The sequence below is a fragment of the Rhodoplanes roseus genome (assembly GCF_003258865.1).
Lineage (GTDB): Bacteria > Pseudomonadota > Alphaproteobacteria > Rhizobiales > Xanthobacteraceae > Rhodoplanes > Rhodoplanes roseus.
This window is the reverse complement of record NZ_NPEX01000778.1, coordinates 1-280: the sequence shown is the minus strand read 5'-3', so window position 1 is coordinate 280 and position 280 is coordinate 1. Positions and strand designations below refer to the sequence as shown.

The following is a 280-nucleotide window of genomic DNA, read 5'->3' as shown; positions in this document are numbered from 1 at the left end:
GCCGCCATGCAGCCGAGCGCTCCGTTGCGGGCAAAGAAGTGCTGGTCGCGGTGCACGGTGACTGGGCGGCGCTCGATGACGCAGGTGCCGATGCCGTTAGTGCCTTCCGTTGCCTCGCTCCACAGCGCACCCGGCCATAATCCCCAATCCTCGAAGGTCGCATCGTCGCCGGCCTCGCCACGACGCTCAACCGGCACGCCGTCGCTGTCGGCAAGGAGCACGCAACACCCTGCCGCGCCGACGGCGCTGAAGAGCTGATCAAGACTGGCTTCGGCAGCAC

General features: G+C 67.9%; 1 protein-coding gene. It reads right to left on the bottom strand.

Features of this window, described 5'->3' with window-relative positions; genetic code table 11:
- The coding region (locus CH341_RS32365) for a GAF domain-containing protein (RefSeq protein WP_146604759.1) at positions 1 to 280 on the bottom strand (280 nt) is incomplete at both ends.